Annotated in this window: 14 protein-coding genes and 1 pseudogene; 6 read left to right on the forward strand and 9 right to left on the reverse strand. The window is 62.8% G+C overall.

The window, feature by feature from the left end; translation table 11 throughout:
* Positions 1-71: 71 nt before the first annotated feature.
* Positions 72-1487 (reverse strand): surface-behavior sensor histidine kinase ShkS, encoded by a 1416-nt coding sequence (gene shkS, locus QF040_RS16860; protein WP_429612023.1) that lies wholly within the window; start codon positions 1485-1487, stop codon positions 72-74.
* Positions 1488-1663: 176 nt separating this feature from the next.
* Here shkS and QF040_RS16865 point away from each other — a divergent pair, with 176 nt between their 5' ends.
* The 6 genes and pseudogenes from QF040_RS16865 to QF040_RS16890 all read left to right on the forward strand — a co-directional run bounded on the left by QF040_RS16865 (position 1664) and on the right by QF040_RS16890 (position 7579).
* Complete coding sequence (locus QF040_RS16865) at positions 1664-2065, forward strand: VOC family protein (RefSeq protein ID WP_429612024.1); 402 nt, start codon at positions 1664-1666, stop codon at positions 2063-2065.
* Positions 2059-2460: a phage holin family protein gene (locus QF040_RS16870; RefSeq protein WP_013543039.1), complete on the forward strand. Its 402-nt coding sequence runs from the start codon at positions 2059-2061 to the stop codon at positions 2458-2460. Before QF040_RS16865 ends, QF040_RS16870 begins: the two co-directional genes overlap by 7 nt.
* 162 nt (positions 2461-2622) lie before the next feature.
* Positions 2623-3480, forward strand: a complete 858-nt coding sequence (locus QF040_RS16875) for a response regulator transcription factor (protein ID WP_429612025.1) — start codon at positions 2623-2625, stop codon at positions 3478-3480.
* Between the two features lie 10 nt (positions 3481-3490).
* Positions 3491-3778 (forward strand): hypothetical protein, encoded by a 288-nt coding sequence (locus QF040_RS16880; RefSeq protein WP_429612026.1) that lies wholly within the window; start codon positions 3491-3493, stop codon positions 3776-3778.
* 135 nt (positions 3779-3913) lie between these two features.
* Entirely contained in the window at positions 3914-4543 is a 630-nt protein-coding gene (locus QF040_RS16885) for a YjbF family lipoprotein (protein ID WP_429612027.1), read from the forward strand.
* Between the two features lie 947 nt (positions 4544-5490).
* Positions 5491-7579 (forward strand): annotated as a pseudogene (locus QF040_RS16890) (YjbH domain-containing protein).
* A gap of 225 nt (positions 7580-7804) precedes the next feature.
* Here QF040_RS16890 and QF040_RS16895 read toward each other — a convergent pair.
* From QF040_RS16895 to QF040_RS16930, 8 genes are all read right to left on the reverse strand, one after another.
* A complete protein-coding gene (locus QF040_RS16895) occupies positions 7805-9784 on the reverse strand; it encodes a polysaccharide biosynthesis protein (RefSeq protein WP_429614662.1) in 1980 nt (659 codons plus the stop codon).
* Positions 9785-9946: 162 nt separating this feature from the next.
* Complete coding sequence (locus QF040_RS16900) at positions 9947-12193, reverse strand: polysaccharide biosynthesis tyrosine autokinase (RefSeq protein ID WP_429612028.1); 2247 nt, start codon at positions 12191-12193, stop codon at positions 9947-9949.
* On the reverse strand, positions 12190-12624 hold the full coding sequence (locus QF040_RS16905; RefSeq protein ID WP_429612029.1) for a low molecular weight protein-tyrosine-phosphatase: 435 nt from the start codon (positions 12622-12624) through the stop codon (positions 12190-12192). Before QF040_RS16905 ends, QF040_RS16900 begins: the two co-directional genes overlap by 4 nt.
* A 138-nt stretch (positions 12625-12762) precedes the next feature.
* Positions 12763-13131, reverse strand: a complete 369-nt coding sequence (locus QF040_RS16910; protein ID WP_429612030.1) for a VanZ family protein — start codon at positions 13129-13131, stop codon at positions 12763-12765.
* On the reverse strand, positions 13128-14315 hold the full coding sequence (locus tag QF040_RS16915; RefSeq protein WP_429612031.1) for a DegT/DnrJ/EryC1/StrS family aminotransferase: 1188 nt from the start codon (positions 14313-14315) through the stop codon (positions 13128-13130). Before QF040_RS16915 ends, QF040_RS16910 begins: the two co-directional genes overlap by 4 nt.
* 6 nt (positions 14316-14321) lie before the next feature.
* Positions 14322-14981, reverse strand: a complete 660-nt coding sequence (locus QF040_RS16920) for an acetyltransferase (RefSeq protein ID WP_429612032.1) — start codon at positions 14979-14981, stop codon at positions 14322-14324.
* Positions 14978-15583 carry a sugar transferase gene (locus QF040_RS16925; RefSeq protein ID WP_429612033.1) on the reverse strand — a complete coding sequence of 202 codons (606 nt, stop codon included), beginning with the start codon at positions 15581-15583 and terminating at the stop codon, positions 14978-14980. The genes QF040_RS16920 and QF040_RS16925 overlap by 4 nt, the downstream gene beginning before the upstream one ends.
* Positions 15580-16815 carry a glycosyltransferase family 4 protein gene (locus QF040_RS16930; protein WP_429612034.1) on the reverse strand — a complete coding sequence of 412 codons (1236 nt, stop codon included), beginning with the start codon at positions 16813-16815 and terminating at the stop codon, positions 15580-15582. The genes QF040_RS16925 and QF040_RS16930 overlap by 4 nt, the downstream gene beginning before the upstream one ends.
* Positions 16816-16818: the final 3 nt, after the last annotated feature.

Consider the following 16818-nt stretch of genomic DNA (forward strand, 5'->3'; position numbering starts at 1 on the left):
AACTGCCTCTTCGAAACCGCGCCTCGTGCGCGGTTTTCTTTGGGCCGCACTTTCTCGCAGTACTTTTTTCTTCAGCCCCCGGAGGCGCTCACGCGCGCCTGCGCCACCGCCTCGTCGGCGTCGTGCAGGGCCACGCGGAACACGCTGCCGCTGCCCAGTCGCGAGCGCACGCTGATCGGGTGTCCCAGTACGTGCGAGAGCCGCGCGACGATGGCCAGGCCGAGGCCGAAACCGTCGGACGTGCCCGCATGGTCGGCCACCTTGTAGAACTCCAGGAAGACATCGCGCAGGTGCTCGGGCGCGATGCCGATGCCGGTGTCCCACACCTCCACGCGCATGCCGTCGCGCGTTTGCCGCGCAGCCAGCAGCACGCCGCCTTCGGTCGTGTACTTGATGGCGTTGGCCAGCAGGTTGCCGATCATGCGGCGCACGCGGATCGGGTCGGTGAGAAAGGAGCCCTCGGTCACGTGCACGCGGAAGTCGAGGCCGCGGCTCTCGGCCACCGGGCGGTACTGCAATTCCAGGTCGTGCAGCAACTCGGGCACGTCGACGCGCTCGATGTGCAGCCGCACCTGGCCCGAGTCGATGCGCGCCAAGTCGAACATCGAATCGAAAAGTGCATTCACCGCGTGCGTGGCGCGCACGATCTTCGGCGCGAGCTCGAGCACCAGTTCGGGCTCGTTGCGCAGCCAGTCCGCGTACAGCGAAAGTGCCAGCACCGGCTGGCGCATGTCGTGCGCGGCGCTGGCCAGGAAGCGGTTCTTCATCGCCACCGCCGACACCGCCGCCTGCCGCTGCTGCGTGAGCGACTTGATCAGGATGTGGTTGTGGAACAGAAGCTCCAGGCTGTTGCGCGCCGTCTCATGGATGTGGCGCCCCGCGCGCAGCAGCAGGAACCAGTGCAGCATCGGCAGGATCGGCATCAGGTAGCCGTAGTGGAACTGCGGCTCGTGCATGTTGACGCTCACAAGCCGTATCACCACCGCCCCCAGCATCGTGATGAAGAGCGTGTTGACGTAGCGCTTGAGCAGCGGCGGATGCAGCGCCAACCCGTTGAGCGGAAAGGTGCCCACCCCGGCCACGATCAGCCAGCTCATGAACTGGTTCACCTGCGGCGTGCGCTCGAAGAACAGCAGGATCGACGACCCCCACACCACCGCGGTCGTGCTCCAGATGAAGCCGTACCGCTCGGTGAACTGCTGCTGCGCCGCGGAACTCCGGCCGGCGTAGCGCACCGTGTAGACGTGCGAGCCCCAGGCCCGGCAAATCGTGGCGATGACGCCGGCCATCAGCCACGTGAGCAGCTCCCAGCGCGGCACTTCGACCCAGCTCAGCCCGACCATGGCCGGTATGAGCGCAACAGAAACGATGTAGGAGCTCCGCGAAGAACGCATCAAGCTGCGGATCAGCTCGCCACGCACCCACGATTCGGCCTCATCGGCCGAAGCCGGTGCCGGTGTCAAGCTCGCGATCGACGGATTGGCCATATGGCAAAGGCCCCTTGTTCTTATCCGGCAATTGAAAATGGGCCCCTGCAGGGGCTCCGAGAGATGGCGATATTAACGGGCTGCCATGCAATGTTTCCCAAGGTAACCGCAGAAGTTCTGCTCGCGATAATCCCCAGGAATCCGCGGATTCGCCGAACAAGAAGGAACCCAACCGCATGCTGTCCCATGTTTTCGTCGGCGTGACCGACTTCGAGCGGGCCTTCGGCTTCTACACGGCGCTCATGGGCGAACTGCGCCTGAAGCTGCGCTTTCGCGACGACACGAAGCCATGGGCGGGCTGGCAAAGCCCCGATGCACCGCGTCCCCTCTTTCTGGTCGGCGCGCCTTTCGACGGCCAGAAGGCCACGCACGGCAACGGCCAGATGGTGGCGCTGCTGGCCGCCGACCGCGCCACGGTGGACCGCGCCTACGCCATCGCGCTGGCCAACGGCGGCAGTTGCGAAGGCCCGCCCGGGCTCAGGCCGCACTACCACCCGGACTACTATGGCGCGTACTTCCGCGATCCGGACGGAAACAAACTCTGCGTCTGCTGCCACACACCACCGATCACATGCTGAACAACATCACTCCCTTCCTCGTCCACTGGGCCATCACCGCCGTCTCGCTCTGGGTCGCCAGCCTTCTCTTTCGCGGGCTCAAGTTCGACGGCACCGGCGCGCTGGTGATCTCGGCCTTGCTGCTCGGACTGGCCAACGCAGTCGTGAAGCCGCTGCTGATCGTGCTCACGCTGCCGCTGACGCTGGTGACCTTCGGCCTCTTCCTGCTGGTCATCAATGCGCTGATGATCCTGCTGGTGGCCGCGCTGGTGAAAGGCTTCAAGGTCTCGGGTTTCTGGACCGCGCTCTTTGCGAGCATCTTCATCTCGCTCCTGAGCATCGTCATCGGCTCGTTCGTTACCAGCGATGATCCGGCGGAGAAGGTGCAGATGCCGCAGAGTGGCAACTGGCTCTGAGTTCAGCCAGGGCTTTTCGCAATTTCGATGGAACGGTGTTCCATACGGTCGGCAAAATCGACCAAATCACGGCTTAGAGCGCTATTTCCGTCTTTTAGGCTCTCAGGCATTGCCGATGGAGCCCGCTTCGTCCAAGATGAGGCACGCCTTCGCAAGGAGCGCGTGAAGCAAAGGGACGGAATGCGCATAGCAATACTCGGCAACGAGCGGGATCAGCTGCGACTGGTTACCCACACCGCAACGAACCTCGGCCATGAATGCCACGAATACGCGGACGGAGCCTTGCTGCTGCAGGCCGTGCAGGCCCAGCGGTTCGATCTGCTCATCTTTTACTGGCGCCTGCCCGGCATCGACAGTCCGGCCCTGGTGAAAGCGCTGCGCCGGGCTGCCGGCAACCGCCTTCCGATTCTCTTCACCACCCGGAGGGCCGACGCCGCGGACATGGCCATGAGCCTGCATGCCGGCGCCGACGATTTCCTGATCTCGCCCATCTCCGACGTGGAACTCGAAGCGCGCATCGGCGGGCTGCTGCGCCGGTCGTACCCCGCGTTGCACGAGCCCCAACTGGTCTTCGGGCCCTATCAGTTCCTTCCGGCGTGGCGCACCGTCAAGCTCAACGGGGTGCGGGTCGAACTGAGAAGCCGCGAGTACGACCTCGCGCTGTTTCTTTTCCAGAACACCGGCCGCCTGCTGTCACGTGAGCAGCTGTACCAAGCGATCTGGGGCGCCGATTTCGAGGTGCTTTCGCGATCGCTGGACACGCATCTGTCGCGCGTGAGGGCCAAGCTCGATCTGTGGCCGGCAAATGGCTTTCTGTTGGCGGCCCTGCGCGGATTCGGCTATCGGCTCGAGACGGTTTCTGCGCAGGACGAAGTACAGGCTGGCCCTATCTCGCAGGAAAGGCTCATGAAGGCGAATTCAACACCCCCGAAAAGCTACACATTCGCACGCGCCCACGAGAGGGAAATGGGTTGCGGCGCACTTGTGAGGCGTGCTACCCTCGACCACAAAGAAATTTGAGAGGACTTCCATGAAGATGATCAAGCTCGCAGCCGCCCTTGCCTCCCTGGCAATTTCGTCGGCATTTGCCCAAACACCGGCACCCGCCAGCAACACGACGCCGGCACCCGCACCCGCTGGTGCAGCCGGCGCAACCGCCGCAACGACCGGCGGTCTGACCCCCGGCCAATGGGGTGCTGTTGCAGGCAGCACCGCTTTGCTGGTGGCAGTCGCCAGCAGCAACGGTGGCAACGGCGGTGGTGGCTTCGTCATCATCCCCGGCACCGGTACTGGCACAGGCACCACCGGCACGCGTTAAATGCTGCGTGCCCTCCCACTGGGAGGGCATTCGCTGAGAGCTCCGCGCGTTGGTTTCGCCACGCGACTTTTAAAACGTTGCCTTTGGGCAACGTTTTATTTGGGCGTTGGCGGTTGTTCCTCCGGGTCTTCAGCCATGCTGGATGCCGCTCGGCTCGTATACAAGGGCCAAACTGCGGCCCAGCCGGATTTCAATCCCGCCTACCGCTATCTGCGCACACAGGTCGGTGATCGCACCCTGTTCATGGTTCTCGGCTATATCGATCAGCGCGCCGAAGGCCCTGTCGAAGTCTGGTACAGCGGCAGCGGTGAAGTTGTCAGGCTTCTGAATGGTCAGCTTGTGGGCACCACCGGCCTCAGTACCGACTGGCGAAACGTTCGATTCACTGGACTGCCTGTGTGGCCAACTCCCGATACAACCAGCACCTCAGGCGGTTCGGGCCAAAGCTACACACGCCTGCGTGATCTCATGCCAGGCTATCGCTTCGGAATTCGCGACGAAATCGTTCGAACTCCCATCTCACCACCACAGAACACCTCCCTCGCAGGCGCGAATCCCGCTTCCTTGCGTTGGTACGAAGAGCGCAGCGTGTCGCGGCCATCCACGGCTTCACTGCCTGCAGCTCGCTTCGGCATATCGAACTCTTCGGGAACACCGCAGGTCGTGTATTCAGAGCAGTGCCTCACCAGCGACTTCTGCATGAGCTTCGAACAATGGACGCCCCCCGCACCGGCAGCCGGTAGATCGGCAAGTTCCGGCACATGAATCCCTGGGTTCGCGGTATTGGCAAACGGCATTGGCCTCGTCGAGCGGCCATCGCGTGCGCGCTGGCGGCAAGTTTCGGCGTCTCGGCACAACCACTCAGCACGGCCACGAAAACTGAGGCGACAAATGACGCCGACGTGCGCCCCGGTGAGCGCCTGAGCACCTGGCTGTTGCGCCAGGCCGCCGATGCAGCCTCTCCCGGCCTTGCGTGGCGTGTGCCCCAGGAACGGCTGGCGCAGCAGTTTCTCAAGAACACCTTGCTGGTTCGCATCGAGTCGATCAACCGGCGCGCGCCGCGTTCGGAACAAGCCGATCGCCTGAGCCTGATTACCTGGCTCCAGGCCTTGCCGGTCACAGGCCGGGTGGCGCTCGGCATCGTGGACCCCCGCTGGCTGCAGGCGCATCCCGAAGAAGACCCGGTGCTTGCGGCCGGCCAGCAGCTGGTTGCCGCGCCGCCGAACCTGAAGACCATCGTGGTGGTCCGCCCCAGCGGAGAGCTTTGCCATGTGACGCATGAAGCCGGCCGAACCGCCTGGGACTACGTGGCGGCCTGCGAGCCTCGAGGCCCCTCCGACTGGGCCTGGGTCGCGCAGCCGGATGGCCGCACCGCCCGCGTGGGCGTGGCCCCCTGGAACAGCGAGCCTTCGGACGAACCGGCGCCAGGCGCGTGGATCTGGGCGGCTCCCCGCGAGATGACCGACCTGGTCGCCGCGTCCGAGGGGATCATCAAGTTTCTCGCCACGCAAGGCCCCTCGCCTCAAGGCGAGGTTTCATCAGCGGGAATTTCCGCGCAATCGGGGGCGCAGCAACCTTCAGCGCCGGTGCCGACGATCACGCCGTCGACCACCGTCTCCGTGCGCCCCGAAGTGGCGCCGCAGTACAACGCCATTCGCACCAGCAGCAACGACTGGGGCGAAACCGGCCTGCTCCAGACCCCCACCGCACGCATGGGCCAGGCCGGCGACTTCCGGACATCGATCACCCATGTTTCGCCGTACACCCGGCTGAACGTGATGTTCCAGCCGCTGGACTGGATGGAAGGCGGCTTTCGGTACACGTCGATCAGCAACGTGCCCTACACCGCCAGCACCACCGGCCAGAGCACCAAAGACAAGAGCATCGACCTCAAGGTGCGACTCATCCGTGAGTCCGCCTATGTACCCGAACTTGCGCTCGGTTTTCGAGATATCGGCGGCACCGGGTTGTTCTCCGCCGAATACCTGGTTGCGAACAAGCGATATGGCGATTTCGACTTCAGTCTCGGCGTCGGCTGGGGATATCTCGGCAACAGCGGCAACATCCGCAATCCCCTGACGCTCCTGAGCAGCCGCTTCGACAGGCGCAGGGTGAGTTCGGCGCAGGGCGGAGAAACCAACTTCGGCGCCTTCTTCCGCGGCCCTGCCGCGCTCTTCGGCGGTGTGGAATGGCGCACGCCGTGGGAGCCACTGACGGTCAAGCTCGAATACGAAGGCAACAACTACAAGAACGAACCGTTCGCCAACAACCAGGAGCAGCGCACCCCCTTCAACATCGGCTTCGAGTACCGCTATTCACCTGGCGTTGCCTTCTCCGCTGGCCTGGAGCGCGGCAACAAGCTGATGGTCGGCGTGACCTTGTCCACCAACGTGGCATCACTGCGGGCACCCAAGCCGGCCGATCCGCCACAGCCCCGCTTCACGCCCCAGGCGCCGCAGAACCCGCCGGGCTGGGCGTCGACAGCGGCCGAGATCGAAGCCCGAACCGAATGGACGGTCCAGCGCATCGCACCGCAAGGCAGCGGCGTGCACGTGTGGATCACCGAGAGCAACACCGTTTACCGCCAAGCACGGGGTGGAGCAGATCATTGCCGTGCTGCATCGCGATTCGCCCGCGTCGATCAAGAGCTTCATCCTGCACTACAACGAACGCGGCCTCGCGATGCACGCACAGGTCGTCGACCGGGGTGAATGGGTTGCCGAGCACTACCAGGCGCAGTCGCCCGCCGAAGCGCGCGCAGCCAGCCAGCGCGACTACGCGCCGCACCAGGACGCGAGCGAAGACCGGCTGTTCCTGCCGCCGGAAAAGATCGCCACCGCCACTGACAACGCGGCAACCGCTTCCGCGCAGCAGCAGTACACGGCGGCATTAGCGCCATGGGAGCGCCGCACCGAGAAATTCACCTACGGCGTGACGCCGTATTTCTCGCAGATCATTGGCGGCCCCGACGCCTTCATGCTCTACCAGATCGGCGTTCAGGCCACGGCGGAATACCGCTTCACGCCGAGCACATGGGTGAACGGTGCGCTGAACTGGCGCCTGCTGGACAACTTCGACAAGTTCACCTACACCGCGCCCAGCAATCTTCCACGCGTGCGCACCTTCCAACGCGAATACGTCACCACTTCGCGGGTGACGATGCCGGTGTTCCAGCTGACCCATGTGGGCCGGCTGAGCGAAGACCAGTACTACAGCGTTTACGGCGGCGCCCTTGAATCGATGTTCGCCGGCGTGGGTGCCGAATGGCTGTATCGCCCATGGCGCAGCAAGTTCGCCCTGGGCATCGACATCAACCACGTGCGCCAACGCGACTTCCAGCAAGACTTCGGCCTGCGCGACTACAAGGTCAACACCGGCCATGCCACGCTGTACTGGGACACGGGTTGGAACGGCGTGATGACAAGGATCAGCGCCGGCCAATACCTGGCCGGGGATCGCGGGGTCACGCTCGACATCAGCCGACGTTTCGACAATGGCGTGATGGTTGGCGTCTATGCAACCAAGACCAATGTGTCGGCGGCCCAATTCGGCGAAGGCAGTTTCGACAAGGGCATTTATATCTCCGTGCCGTTCGATGCATTCCTGCCGAAGTCCAGCAAGTACTCCGCGGGCTTTGCGTGGTCGCCGCTGACGCGCGACGGCGGTGCGAAGCTGGGGCGGATCAACCCGCTCTACGAAATGACGTCTGTCCGCGACCCGAAGGCTTTCAGCTTCGCGGCGCCGGAGAACAAGCAGCCGAAGGCTGGAGACAACATTCTCAATTTCGAGAACGCGCGGTAAAAATAGAGCGCGGCAAGGCCGGCGAAAAGGCGGGAGTGTTCAGGCGGGAAAGCGCTTGCCCATGAACTTTCTAGCAGTATCTGAGGCGCGCACATCGTTGATTGACCGCCATGGTCGGCAGCCGATAGCGGCATCACACGACGCCAACACGCATGAAGAGCAACTGAAGGGAGTTCTTCAAATGCCCACGTAGATTCGCTGCACGGGTCCGACCGACGCGACGCTTTACAGCGCGATGGCGATCGGCATGTCCGAGTTCGCGCTTTCTTCGTCGCGACCCACCACGGTCACTGCCAAGCGATTCCGCTCCCGCTCCATGTGCACCCAGTCGACCACTTCCGCATGCGCGCGGTAGCCGGGCAACATCTGCTGCAGCGTGCGCTTGAGGGCCGGCACGTCGCCGTTACGAAGCGCGGCCGTCAATACGTCGAACTGGCGCCAAAGCTCTTCCTCGGGAAGGCAAGGCTCGTGCGCCTTCATCACACGCGGGTGCGAAGTCGGCAAGGCGTTGTCGCCGATCAGCAGTTCCTCGTACAGCTTCTCGCCGGGCCGCAGGCCGGTGATCTGTAGTTCGATGTCGCCATCGGGCGAGTTCTCGTCTCGCACCGTGCGGCCCGACAGTTCAACCAAGCGGCGCGCCAGGTCGATGATGCGCACCGGCTCGCCCATGTCGAGCACGAACACATCGCCGCCCTCGGCCATTGCGCTGGCCTGGATGACCAGTTGCGCCGCCTCGGGAATGGTCATGAAGTAGCGGGTGATGTCCGCATGCGTCAGCGTGATGGGGCCACCCGCTTCGATTTGCCGGCGGAACAGCGGAACCACCGAACCGCTCGAGCCCAGCACATTGCCGAAACGAACCATCGAGAAGCAGGTGCCCGATTTTTGTTGCGCGAGCCCTTGCAAAGTCATCTCGGCCAACCGCTTGCTGGCGCCCATGATGTTGGTCGGGCGCACTGCCTTGTCGGTGCTGATGAGCACGAAGCGGCGAACCTGACACTCCATGGCGACCTGCGCCGCCGTGAGCGTGCCCAGCGCGTTGTTGCGCACGCCTTCGATGGGGTTGTGCTCGACCAATGGCACATGCTTGTAGGCGGCGGCGTGATAGACGGTGTCCGGGTGCCAGGCGCGCATCACTTCACGCAAACGCGCCGCGTCGCACACCGACGCCAGCAGAGGAACCACGTGGATGTGTGGCACGAAGGCTTCGAGCTCCTGATGGATTCCATAGAGCGCGTACTCGTTCATCTCCACCAGCAGCAGCGTCTTCGGCGAGAGCTGCACGATCTGCCGGCACAGCTCGCTGCCAATGGAACCGCCCGCTCCCGTGACCAGCACGACTTGATGGCGGATGTTCTTGTGCAGCAAATCGCCTCTCGGCGCGACCGGGTCACGACCCAAGAGGTCTTCGATGTCGACCTCGAGCAGATCGTGGACCTGCACTCGGCCGTTGGCCAGATCGGCGAGTGCCGGGAGCGTCCGCACGTGAAGATACAGAGGCAGCAGTTGATTCAGGATCTCCGCCCGGCGCGCACGGCTGGCCGAAGGCATTGCCAACAACACATCGGTAATGCCCAGTTTTGCGGCGTTGTCCTTGAGCCAATCGGGGGAGTGGATCGGCAGGCCATGAAGGGTATTGCCCTGGAGGTGCCTTGCATCATCGATGAAGGCACGAACCGACATCTCGCGGCTCTGGGTCAATGCAGCAGCCAATTGCACCCCGGCACCGCCGGCACCGTAGATAACCACTTGGGGCAGTGCCTTCCGGTCGAGCGCGCTCATGTACATGCCGCCCAACCAGTAGCGCGCCAGCATGCGCGAACTCGCCACTGTCAGGAACAGCATCATGGGCATGAGGAACCCGACCGTCCGCGGCACCCCGCTCACACCGATCACGGAAAACACGAGCCCGTACCCAATGCCGAAGAACGCGCAGGCACGCACGATGGCCATCAATGCGGCGGGACCGGCATAACGGAAGATGGCCCGATACAGCCCGAAAACAATGAAGAGAGGAAGCGCGCCGACGATCGCCACACCGACCGCCGTCCATTGAACACCGCGAAGGGTTACCCACTGCTCGTAACGAAGACTGAACGCTACCCACACGCACAGGACGCAAAGCGTGGCATCGACAGCCAGCGCCAGCAGGCGTTTGGCAGGGCGGGGCATCGCAAGCAAGGGTGCTGCAAGACAGTTGATCAGGGATCGCACTTTGGGTGATTAATTGTTTTTGGCTGATAACAATTTTCCCCGAAGCTCTCGCTCTTGCCTCCCCTATTCAGGGTATCAAACCCTCCTGAAATGTGAGCCTATGTATCTATTGTCAGATGACGTCACCGCAACCGGTAGGACGCGACTGACGTATCAGGCGGCATCCTTGTATTTGTATTCGGTGTACCGGTAACCACCGTATTTATAGCCATAGCTACCATAGTGCCGGCGCGAAAGATCCATGCCGTTGAAGACAACGCCGCTGACCCGCTGACCTGCATGGGCCAGGCGCTTGACGCTCTCGCTGAGTTCGCCAATCTGCGTGAGGTTGTCGCGGGCCACCAACAGGATCGCGCCAGCGTGCGCCGCAACCGCGGCGGCATCGGCCGCCACCAGCACGGGCGGACTGTCGATCACCACGAGGTCGTAGCGGGCCGACATGGCTTCCAGGAACTCCCTCAGCGTCGACGACAGCATCATGCTTGCCGGATTGAACGGGTAGTTGCCCGTCGTGAGAACGTCGAGATTCGGCGTCACCTGGCTGTGGATCGCCTGCTCGCTGGTCATGTCACCTGAGAGGATGTCGGCCAGCCCGCCCTTGCGCGGCAAGCCGAAGGCGGTGTGGAGGTGGCCCTTTCGCAAGTCAGCATCGACTAGCAGCACGCGCCGACCGGCCTCGGCCATGATCGCCGCGAAGTTGCCTGAAACGAAACTCTTGCCGACACCTGGCGTGGCGCCGGTGATGAGCACGCGGTTGTTGTCGGTCTCCATCAAGGCCAGCTGCAGAGAAATGCGCAGGTTGCGCAAGCTTTCCACGGCCAGGCTCTCCGGCTCGTTGATGGCCAGCACCTGGACACCACCGACGCCGCCTGCAATGCGTTGCCCAATCCGCTCCTGCTCGATGGCGAGGGGCACGACGGAGTAGACGTTCAGGCCGAGGCGGTCCTCGATCTCCTGCGGGTTGTTGATGCCGCTGGCCATCTTGCTGCGAATGATGGCAAAGGTCATGCCAGCGAGCAGGCCTAGCACCAGTGACAGCGCTACGATCAGAGACTTTTGCGGCCTCACAGGCCTCTTTGGCTCGGTGGCCTTGTCGAGCAGGCGCACGTTGCCTACCTTACCCTCCTTGACGAGGCGCAACTGCAACGAGCTATTGAGCAGCGATTTGTAGAGTTCGCCATTCACACGGACGTCGCGCTCCAATCGCAATGCATCGCGCTGAACGACCGGCATGGCGCTCACACGGTTGTCAATCTGATCAAGTTGCCGGCGGATGGCGGATATCTGACCATCGATCACGCCTACCTTGGGATTCGTCGCGGTGAAGCGTGAGCGCAAATCCCGCCGCAATTGCTCCGCCTCAAGCAGTTGCTTCTGCAAATCCACTACCTGATTGAGCATGGCCTTGGCCTCATCGTCAAACGCGATGGTGCCGTTCTTGTTTCGGAAGCTTGCATAGGCGTCTTCAGAAGCTTCGAGTTGTTTTTTGAACTCGGGTAGTTGCTGATCAAGGAACTCAAGCGTCTTCTCCGCCTCGGCCGCTTTACGCTCGATGTTCTGGCGCACATATTGCTCACCGATTGCATTAAGAATTCGCCGCAGACGGTCGCGGTCGCTGTCTTCAAGTGTCACGCTGATTACGTTCGACTGCTTGCCCTGTTCGCTCAGCTGCACCCGTTTTTGCAAAGACTCAGTGGTTGCGAGCACGGAGCCATGCGAAACAACAAACTCTGCTCCGGGCTTTCCGTCGAGTTTCGACACCATGAGCGTGATCGTGCCATCGGGCGTCTCTTGATTCAGGAGGTCGCCAACGGTACCTGTCAGTGGCGCTGAAAGGTCAGGATGTATTAGCGTGTACTGACCACCAGCCTGCGCCGTAATCATGAAGGGCTGCTGATCTTCGAGTGCAGCGGGCACGTCGAATTTACCGATACTGATTGACTCCGTGCCCGATACGTAACCATCCATGCCAAGAAACCCAGGCTCGGACAAATTTTTAGCGCGCCGCGAAAGCCATTCGCCAATTAACGGGATTCGATGCGGGCGAGCATCGATATACAGCCGAGTTGCTTCCACAGCTCCGCCCATGACCATGCGTGATCGAATGATCTGAATTTCGCCGGTTGCGGGCGTCTTTACATCGAACAAGTTGGCTGTGTCGCCGAGAAAGTTTTTCGCATCTGGAGCCGAGTCTTCGACCTGAATAAGCAAGTTGGACTGATAGATGGGCGTGGAGACCAGCGCATAAGCAGCGCCCAGTACGAGGGCGATGAGCGTGACACATGCGACCAGCCACTTCCGGTCGATCAAGATATCAAGGTATTCGGACAGGCGAATATCGTCGTCATCTTCGCGTGAAGATGTGACAACGGACGCCGTAGAAGAAGCAAGAGCAGTCATGAGAGTTTTTTGATGCGTTCGACCCACGCACTCGCGCCGTCGTCGATGAGTTTCAGGGCTCGCTCGAAGGCCGGCCGGCCCAGGCGATAGGGATCGGGGATGTCCACGCGCGCGACTTCACCGAGACGAAACAGCTTGCCGCGTGTGAGCGGGTGGGTCTGATTGACATGCAAGCGTTGCTCCTCATCCATGACGAGGATCAAGTCAGCCTGCTGGCACATCTGGTTGGTGAGCTGGCGCGCGCGGTGGTGTTCGATGTCGATCCCGCGTTCGGCCATGAGCTGTCGCGCCACTGGATCTGCGGGGTGGCCCACCAATGCGCCAATGCCTGCCGACTTGACCTCCAGGTGCGGCAGCGCGGCAGCGATCAGCGCCTGCCCCATCGGGCTGCGGCAGATGTTGCCGATGCAAATGACCAGGACAGACTTCATCGCATGTGGCCGAGCATCAGACCGGCGGCCTCCGAGGGTGGCGATAGCGCAGAACGGTTCATCACAATAAGAACTCCCTTACAGATTTCATTTTAGTTGCCAACAGTAACTATCCCTTCGGCCCGCATACGGGCACGGTCACGAGCGTTGGGGTAACCAATGCCAAACCCCTCGCGCCAGCACCTCGCCGATCAGCAACCCTACCCCGCTCGCCCCAATGTCGCCCCATTCGGCAAACCGGTCAGGCGTGAAGGATTGCAAGACCTCGATGAGCCCGGCGTAAGCAAGCAGTCCCAGCAATGCAATAAGCGTCCGCCCGGGCCAAGCCCAATGCGACAGAACCGCCAGCACCACGAAGCCAATGACATGGTTGCCCTTGTCCCATCCGGTGCTGGGCAACGAAGGCGACGCAGGCGCTAGGCAGAGCACCAGCATTACGAGCATGGCGGCCAGCAACAGACCGCGCCAAAGCGCGGTACCCGCCATCAGCCGCCCGAGCGCAGTCACGCAGAGGCCTCGGCCAGCACCTGTGCAATGACCGTGCAGCTCTTGTCGATTTCGGTCGGCGTGAGCGTCGGGTGCACGAGGAACATCAAGCTCGTTTCGCCGAGCGCGCGCGCAACGGGCAAGGGTTCAGTGGGGCGCCAGCCCGTGCCGTCGAAAGCCCGCTCGAGATACACCTCCGAACAGGAGCCTTGATAGCAAGGTACCCCGTGGGCCTGCACGGCATCGGCGATACGGTCGCGGCTCCAACCGGGCGCGAGCCGCTCGGGCTGCACATACACATAGCATTTGTAGTTGGCGTGCACGCTGCCAGCCGCCGCGTGAGCCGCGAACGACGGCACCCGCACCGCCGAATGCGGACGCGCCGCATCGCAGAGCGCCTGTGCATGGCGGCTGCGCGCGGCGGTCCACTCGGCCATGCGCTGCAACTGGATGCGGCCGATGACGGCCTGCAACTCGAGCATGCGCCAGTTGGTGCCGAAGCTCTCGTGAAGCCAGCGAAAGCCCGGCGCGTGCTTGCGTTCGTACACGGCTTCGTAGCTCTTGCCGTGGTCCTTGTATTCCCACATCGCGCGCCACAGCGCCTCGTCGTCGGTGGTGACCATGCCGCCCTCGCCGCCCGTGGTCATGATCTTGTCCTGGCAGAAAGACCAGGCACTCGCATGGCCGATGGCGCCGACCGACCGGCCCTTGTAGCGCGCGCCATGCGCTTGCGCGCAGTCTTCGATGACCTTGAAGCCGTGCGTGGCGGCGAGCGCCATGATGGGGTCCATATCGCAGGGCCAGCCTGCCAGGTGCACGCAGATGACAGCCTTGGTGCGCGGCGTGACGACCTTGGCGATGGTCTCGGCCGAGAGGTTGCCGCTTTCCGCATCGACATCCGCGAACACCGGCGTCGCGCCCGCATTCACTACGCACGAGACGCTCGCGATGAAGGTGCGCGGCGTGACGATGACTTCATCACCCGGGCCGATGCCCATGCCCTTGAGAATCACGTCCAGGGCCAGCGTGCCATTGGCCAGCGCGAGGGCATGCGCGGTGCCTGCCCATATGGCGAATTCCTTTTCGAACAGGCGGCATTCCTGCCCCGTCCAGTAATTGACCTTGTTGGACAGGAGCACGCGTTGCACGGCATCGGCTTCTTCGGTCGTGAAGCTCGGCCATGGGGAGAAAGAAGTGTTCAACACAAGAGTTCAGCCTTTGACAAATGGTTTGGCGGGATTTCCGACCACGGTGGCACCCGCCGGTACGTCGCGGGTGACGACAGCACCCATGCCGACCACCGCGCCACGGCCGATGACCAGCGGCTGCCCGGGCTTGCCTTGTTTGATGACCGCGCCTGTTCCGATATAGGCGTGGTCTTCGATGACGACATTGCCATTGCATTTGACGCCGGGCGCGAAGGTCACGAAGTCGCCCACCACGCAATCGTGGGCTACATAGCTATAGATGTTGGCGTGAAAGTGCCGCCCGATCCGGAGATTGGAGGTGAGCATGGCGAAGGGACTCAATATGGCCCCTTCTCCCAGAACGGCATCGTCGAGCATCACCACGTTGGCGGCCGTCACGGTCCACGGCAACACCTGATCTGCGGCGCATCTTGCGGCCAGTTCTTCTCTTACGGTGCTGTTGGCAATAGCCAGCACCGCATGGCGCGTGCTGGCATCGGCCTTCATGAATTCCGCATAGCGGAGCACGCGCTGACCATTGACCATCTGCGCCTCGGGATGGTCGTCAACGAACACCAATTGCTCGGCCGGAATTCCTTGGCGCCGCAATTGCTCGCGCGCCAGTGGCATCACTTCGCGGCCATACCCGCTGGCACCATAAACGGCAAAAAGAGGAAGAGTCACTGCTTGTCTCCAGTTTGAGAGCCAACGAATCGAGGCATCGTGGCCTCGCCCGCCGCACTGATGCCATCGCGCACAAGCACCTTGCGCACCGTCAGCCACAGGATCTTGATGTCGAGCCAGAGCGATCGGTTGTCTACGTACCAGACGTCGAGCTTGAATTTCTCGTCCCAGCTCAATGCGTTGCGCCCATTGATCTGCGCCCAGCCTGTGATGCCGGGGCGCACCTCGTGTCGACGGGATTGCTCGGTGGAATACAGCGGCAGGTAGTCCATCAGCAACGGGCGCGGGCCGACCAGGCTCATGTCGCCCTTGAGCACGTTCCAGAGTTCAGGCAACTCGTCGAGGCTGCTCGCGCGCAGGAAGCGGCCGAAGGGCGTCAGCCTGTCCGCGTCGGGCAACAGCGCTCCATCGGCACCACGTGCATCCGTCATCGTGCGGAACTTGACCATGTTGAACGGCCGCCCTTGCATGCCCGGGCGCGTCTGGCGAAAGAACGCCGGGCTGCCCAGCTTGCGACGCACCTGCCATGTCAGGAACAGCAGCGGAATGCCAAGGAGCAGCAACGCCACGCAAGCGAGCACGATGTCAAAAAAGCGCTTCATCTGGATTTCGACCTGTTCGCGAGCCGCGTGAAGATGGCGCCGAATTTTGCGACGCCAACCTTCAAGGCCAGTTGTTCACTGTAGTAGCGCTGCGCCTGCTGCCCCATGGCCGCCAAGGCATCGGACGGCATCGCTGCGAGCGCATCGGCAGCATCGGCCAGCGCGTTGGGGTTTTCGGATTCGACGACCACGCCGCCACCCGACTGCGCAACCAGCCCGGCCGCATCGCCATCGACCGCCATCAACAGCGGCTTGCCGACGGCCATGTAGGCCTGTGTCTTGGAAGGGATGGTGATCTCGAAGAGCGGGTCCTTGCGAAGGTGCACCAGCAGCGTGTCGGCGGCATTCAGCAACGCACCCACGTCCGACATCGGCACCGGCGGCAGAAAGACCACGTTGCGCAACCGCAGGTCTGCGGCGCGCTGCTTGAGCCGGCCCACTTCCACGCCGCCGCCCAGCAGCACGAAGCACACCCGCGAGTTGCGCGCCTGCAGCAGAACGGCCGCCTCGAGCACGGCGTCCAGCGCCTGAGCCTTGCCCATGTTTCCCGCGAAGAGAACGCGGAACTGATCCGGCCCCGGAAAGCTGTCCGGCGGATGGCCTTGTGGCGAAGCCAGCGCGACTTCGTCGGCCCAGTTGTAGATGACTTCGACCTTGGCTTCGGACACGCCGCGCTCCAACAGCAAGCGCTTGAACCCCGGGGAAAGAACCGCGATGTGGTCCACACGGCGATACACCCATTGGCACACCGCAGCCACCGCACGCAACGCGCGGGCGTTGTTGACCATGCCTGTGGCACGCAAGGTATCGGGCCACATGTCCTGGATGTCGTAGACCACGGGAACGCGGCGCAACAGCCGCAGCAGGCCGGCGGTGATGCCCACCGTGAGCGGCGGGTGGTAGGCATAGATCACATCAGGCCGCCGCGCCATGAACAAGCCATAGAACAGCGACGACGCGGCGAAGCTCGCGTAGTTCAACACCCGCTTGATCGCCGACTGGTCATGGTTGGGATAGAGCGGCACGCGCGTCACCTGAACGCCGTCGATCGTTTCGCGCTGCAGCAGCTTGATGCGATAGCCCGGGTACACCTTGCCGCCCGGATAGTTGGGGAAGCCCGTCAACACCTCGACCTCGAAGCCCTGGCGCACCAGTTCGCGGGCGAACACGATGCCCTTGAACGTGGGCTCGGGGTCGAACCATTGCATCAGCAACAACACGCGAATTGCCATGCG

It is taken from the genome of Variovorax sp. W2I14, from assembly GCF_050435205.1.
In the GTDB taxonomy this organism is placed as follows: Bacteria; Pseudomonadota; Gammaproteobacteria; order Burkholderiales; family Burkholderiaceae_C; genus Variovorax; species Variovorax paradoxus_C.